Origin of the sequence: Actinomadura soli, assembly GCF_005889715.1 — a bacterium.
Taxonomy (GTDB): Bacteria; Actinomycetota; Actinomycetes; order Streptosporangiales; family Streptosporangiaceae; genus Spirillospora; species Spirillospora soli.
This window is the reverse complement of sequence record NZ_VCKW01000383.1, coordinates 1-5,446: the sequence shown is the minus strand read 5'-3', so window position 1 is coordinate 5,446 and position 5,446 is coordinate 1. Positions and strand designations below refer to the sequence as shown.

The following is a 5,446-nucleotide window of genomic DNA, read 5'->3' as shown; positions in this document are numbered from 1 at the left end:
TCGCCCACCCTCTCCTTGTGCGTGGTGCCCGGCGTCCGGGGACTGCCGCCGGACGGCCTGAAATGGCGTCCCCGCGCAGCGGCCGGGAGTGTGCAGGTCGAAAGGTTCTCGCAATGGCCGGATAAGAGCGGGCGTCCGCCACCGACCGGCCCGGACGGACCGTCCTTTATTCTGGACACATGATCTGGTGTCGGCTTGCATCGGAGACATCGCCCGCCACATCTCCGCTGAGTCTGCAGCGGCATCGGTTTTGTGAGCCGACGCCATGAAGAGTGATTTTTCAATGAGTTCCGAGACCGCGGTCGAATCTGAATCGAAGGCGGTCAGGGTGGTCGTCGTCAGCGACAATCCGGTGTCGCGGATCGGGTTTCGGGCGTTGCTCGGCACGGCTCCGGGAGTGGACGTCGTCGGCGGCGGACCGGTCGAGCGTTCGGTGGCCGGCGTCCGCGCGCACCGGCCCGACGTGGTGCTGCTGGACGCCTCCCCACCGCCCCCGGACGGCATCGCGCGGCTGGCGCGGTCGGGGGTCCGGGTGGTCGCGGTGACGGCCGAGCAGGAGCCGCTGATGCTCGTCCAGGCGGTCGCGGCGGGCGCCCACGGATGCCTCGTGTACGGCCATTTCGAGCCCCGCGGGCTCGCGGACGTGCTGGTCGCGGCCGGTAGGGGCGAGTCGTCGCTGTCGCGGCCCGTGGTGACCGCGCTCGTGCGGTGGGTGCACGACGGCGGCGGGCCGCGGCCCGACCCGGGGCTCACCGCGCGGGAGGCCGAGATCCTGGAGCTGATCGCCGCCGGGCTCACCAACCGGGAGATCGCGCGCCGGCTGGTCATCACGGAGAAGACCGTGAAGAACCACGCCCACCAGATCTACAAACGGCTGGGCGCCGATGGGCGGGAACACGCCGTCGCCCGTTGGCTCGAATTGAATTCGGTGCCCAATGGAACGAATCTGCGCTAACTCCGGCCCGCCGGCGGCTGATACCGGCCACCGCGCACCCGAGGGTCCTAGGACCGGGCCCACGCCAAGATGGGCCCCTGGGTGGTCTTTACTTGCACAGTCCGTTACCGGATGATCTGTTGGGCCGCGCTCAAAGCCCATTAATTCCATTTCTGGCGTGGTTGTGAACGGCTGTTGAAATTCAGTCGCCGTCGTCCATGCGTCTCGGGGAGGCTTGGTGAAAGTCGTTCGCCGTCCCGCTCTCAGCGTCCTTTTCGGGGTGCTGGCGGCGGCCGTCCTGATCATCGTCCCGCCATTGGCCGCCTCGGCCGCGGGCCCCCGCATCGATCTTCAGGTCCTCGTCGTCACGAACGGCTCCGCCTCCGTCTCGGCGGTGGCGCACCAGCTGCAGGCCGAGGGCGTGCCGTACAGGACCGTCGACCTCCGCGACTCCGGCCGCCCCGTGATCGACGAGGCGTTCCTGTCCGACACGGTGGACGGGGCCCCGCGCGCGAAGTACCAGGGGGTCGTCCTGCCGAACGCGGCGCCGTTCCAGAACGACGCGGAGATGGCCGCGCTCGCCGCGTACGAGAAGCGGTTCGGGATCCGGCAGCTCGACGCCCACGTCCGCCCGTCCGCCGCCGTCGGGATGAACGCGCCCGCCTACTCCGGCCCCATGGACGGCGTGACCGCCCAGGTCACCGAGCCCGCGCGGGGGGACGCGTTCCGCTACCTGGGCGGGCCCGTGCGGTTCGACGACGTCGAGCCCGGCGTCGGCGAGACCAGCGGCTTCGTCGCGACCCCGCTGCCGGACGACCCCGGCGCCGGGAAGTCCTTCCAGCCGTTCGTCACCGCGACCGTCAAGGGGACGGCGGGCACCATCGCCGGCGTCTACACCCACGACGGCCGCAGCGAGATGGTGCTGAGCTTCACCTCCGAACGCGAGCAGTGGCATTTCCAGACGCTCGGGCGCGGCCTCGTCGGCTGGCTGACCAAGGGCGTCCATCTCGGCTACGACCGCAACTACTTCGCCGTCCACATCGACGACGTCTTCATGCCGGACGCCCGGTGGAGCACCGAGGACAACTGCACGCCCGGCGAGGACTGCGACGACGTGGAGACCGAGGACATCCGCATGGCGCCCGGCGACGTGTCGTTCGCCACGCAATGGCAGACGCAGCACGGGTTCGCGCTCGACATGACCTACAACGGCGCCGGCAGCGACGAGGCGGCCAAGCGGAACGGCGTCGACCCGCTCACCACGGCGTTCGTCGCCGTCCGGGACCGGTTCCGGTGGCTGAACCACACCTACTCCCATCCGTTCCTCGGCTGCGTGCAGGACACGAGCTCCAACCCGTGGCAGTGCGCGCGGAACCAGTCCGGGGAGATCGTGTACGTCAGCGCGGCCACCATCGAACGGGAGGTCTCCAGGAACCTCCAATGGGCGTCCAGCAGGGGCATCGCGGTCGACGCGGGCGAGCTCGTCACCGGCGAGCATTCGGGCCTGCGGGTCACCCCGCAGCAGCCCGACGACAACCCGAACCTCGCTCCGGCGCTGGCGAAGGCCGGCGTGAAATGGACGGCCAGCGACGCCTCCCGCGAGAAGGCGCAGCGCGTGATCGGCTCGGTGCGGACGGTGCCGCGCCATCCGCTGAACATCTACTACAACGTCGGGACCGCGGCCGAGGAGGTGGACCAGTACAACTGGATCCACACGCGGCGGTCGGACGGCGGCAGCGGGCTCTGCGAGGACGACCCGCCGTGCATCGAGCCGCTCGACCCCGACACCGGGTACGCGTCGTACATCGTCCCGGTGGAGACGCGGATCGCGCTGACGCACGTCCTCGGCAACGACCCCCGGCCGCACTACGCGCACCAGTCGAACCTGGCCGAGGACCGGATCCTCTACCCGCTGCTCGACCGCGTGCTGAGCCAGTACTGGTCGGCGTTCGCCGCCAACACCCCGCTCGTGAACGCCCCGACGTCCGCGCTCGGCGACGAGATACGCCGGCAGGACGCGTGGAGCGCCGCGATCAAGGACGGCGCCATGGACAAGGGCGACGTCACCGCCTACGTCCAGGACGGGACGGTCACCGTCCGGGCGCGCTCTGGACTGGAGGTCCCGGTGACCGCGCCGGAGGGCACGCGGCAGGGCGCGGACGGCGCGCCGTTCGGGCAGGCGTACGCCGGCGAACGCTCCGCCTACCGGGCCGGGGACGTCACGCTCATCCTGCCCGGAGCCTGACTTTGGACATCACCCTGGTGACGGAAGGGACATATCCGCACAGCTACGGCGGCGTGAGCGTCTGGTGCGACCAGCTCGTGCGGGGTATGCCGGAACATTCTTTCCAGGTCAGGGCGCTCACGACCACGGGGACTGAACCCGTGGTCTGGGACCTTCCCGGGCACGTGACGTCCGAGCCCATTCCGATGTGGGGGCCGCCCAATGGGCGGCCCTCGTCACGCGGCAGGCACGCGTCGCCGGGCGGACGGCGCTCGTCGCGCGGCCTGCGCCCCCCGTCGCGCGTCTGGCTGCCCTCGTCGCGGGGCGGGCGGCACGCGTCGCCCGGCGGGCGGCAGGTGTCGCGCAGTGACGCGCGGCGGTTCGAGCGGCTGTGCCGCGCCTTCCTGCACGCGATCCTCACCCCGTCCGACGGGGTGTCCGGCCGGGGGACGTCGTCCCGCAGCGTGCCCGTCTCCAGTGGCTCCCCCCGGAACGTCCAGGAGGCGGACGTCTTCCAGCGGATCCTGCGCGGGCTCTTCGAGTACGGGCAGACCGCCGACCTGAGCGCCGCGCTGCGCGCCGAGGCGCCCGTGCACTGGCTGATGGACGCCTGGAACGCCCGCGCGGCCGAGTTCGACGAGATCGGGACCCGGCCCACCGTCCACGACGCCCTCACCGCCATCGACCTGCTGGAGCACCTGCTGCGCCCGCTGCAGGGCCCGCCCCCGCGCGCCGACCTCACGCACGCGGTGTCCAACGGCATCCCGATCCTGCCGGGGCTGGCCGCCAAATGGACGTACGGGACGCCGCTGTGCCTCACCGAACACGGTATCTACCTGCGGGAACGGTATATCGGCATGCGGCGGACCCCGTACGCGTGGCCGGTCAAGTCGGTCCTGCTCGGCTTCATCCGCCTGCTGTGCTGCGTCGGCTACCGCACCGCCGACCTGGTGACGCCCTGCAACCTCTACAACCAGCGGTGGGAGGCGCGGTGCGGCGCGGACCCGGGGTCCATGGAGACCGTCTACAACGGCGTCGACCCGGCGCGCTTCCCCGCCGCCGGCGCCGAGCCCGCGGCCCCCACGATCAGCTGGGCCGGACGCGTCGACCCGATCAAGGACCTGGAGACGCTCATCCGGGCGTTCGCGCTGGTCAAGGAGGAGGTACCGGACGCGAGGCTGCGCCTGTTCGGGGGCACCCCGACCGGCTGCGAGCGCTACCACGCCCGCTGCGAGGCCCTCGCCGCCGACCTCGGGGTCGCCGAGCAGACCACCTTCGAGGGACGGATCGACGACGTCCACGACGCGTACGCGGCCGGGACCGTGGTCGCGCTGTCCAGCATCTCCGAGGGCTTCCCCTACACGCTGATCGAGGCGATGACCTGCGGCCGCGTGACCGTCGCTACCGATGTCGGCGGGGTGCGGGAGGCGGTCGCCGACACCGGCCTCGTCGTCCCGCCGCGGTCGCCGCGGGAGATGGCGGACGCCTGCCTGCGCCTGCTCGGGGACGAGGTGTCGCGGCGGCGCCTCGGGCACGCCGCCCGGGACCGGGCGCTGGAGCTGTTCACCGTCGACCGCGCGGTGGACACCTTCCGCGGCATCTACAGCGACCTGACCACGCCGGGCGCGGAGAGGCGCCCGGCGTCCGAGGCGAGGCCCGCATGACCGCGTCCACGCAGAGCACCATGCCCGGCACCGCACCCGACGCGCTCCCCGAGCCCGCGCCCGAGCCCGCGCTGGAGACCGCGCCCGACCCGGTAGCCACGGCCCCCGCGCCCGACTCCGCGCCCGAGGACGCGTCGGAGGCGGGTGCGCCGGGGGATGTCGAGGCGCTGCGGGAGCGCATGGCGGATCTGTGCGCGAGCGCCGTCGACCCGCTGGAGGTCACGGCCGGTCTGGAGGCCGAGGGCATCAACGACGAGGCGGCCCGGAGCTACGGCCACCCGGACGTGTTCGCCCTCGCCGAGGACCTCTACGCCCGGACACCGCGGCGCCCGCGCCCGCCCGGGGCGGCCGCGGCCCCGTGGCAGGCCGTGCCCTGGCGGCATCTGCTGCGCGGCGTCCTGTTCGGCATGCCCGGGCTGTGCTACATCGTGGGCGCCCCGATGCTGCACGGCAGGGCCGACAACGTCCTCCTCGTCTTCTCGCTCCTGCTCTCGTGGATGATGAGCCAGGGGACGGCCTACCTCGGATACGTCTGGCTGGGGTTCGGGAACAGGACGGCCGCGTCCCGGGTGCTCCGCTACGGGCTGGCCGCCGGGCTGCTGGTCGTCGTGCCGGTGACGGTGG

The 5,446-nt window shown here is 72.1% G+C and carries 3 protein-coding genes and 1 pseudogene; all 4 read left to right on the top strand.

From position 1 onward, the window contains the following. Positions 1 to 283: 283 nt before the first annotated feature. Positions 284 to 955, top strand: a complete 672-nt coding sequence (locus ETD83_RS38715; RefSeq protein WP_171064684.1) for a LuxR C-terminal-related transcriptional regulator — start codon at positions 284 to 286, stop codon at positions 953 to 955. Positions 956 to 1,172: 217 nt separating this feature from the next. Then, positions 1,173 to 3,179, top strand: a complete 2,007-nt coding sequence (locus tag ETD83_RS38710) for a hypothetical protein (protein WP_138650154.1) — start codon at positions 1,173 to 1,175, stop codon at positions 3,177 to 3,179. A gap of 17 nt (positions 3,180 to 3,196) precedes the next feature. Further along, positions 3,197 to 4,822 (top strand): GT4 family glycosyltransferase PelF, encoded by a 1,626-nt coding sequence (gene pelF, locus ETD83_RS38705; RefSeq protein ID WP_205718131.1) that lies wholly within the window; start codon positions 3,197 to 3,199, stop codon positions 4,820 to 4,822. Continuing rightward, a pseudogene (locus ETD83_RS38695) lies at positions 4,819 to 5,446 on the top strand (hypothetical protein); the annotation flags it as partial. The gene pelF and the pseudogene ETD83_RS38695, both read left to right, overlap by 4 nt.

What these genes read in the sequence shown, in the direction of transcription:
- ETD83_RS38715 (WP_171064684.1), top strand. Translation starts at nt 284, where the DNA reads ATGAGTTCCGAGACCGCGGTCGAATCTGAATCGAAGGCGGTCAGGGTG.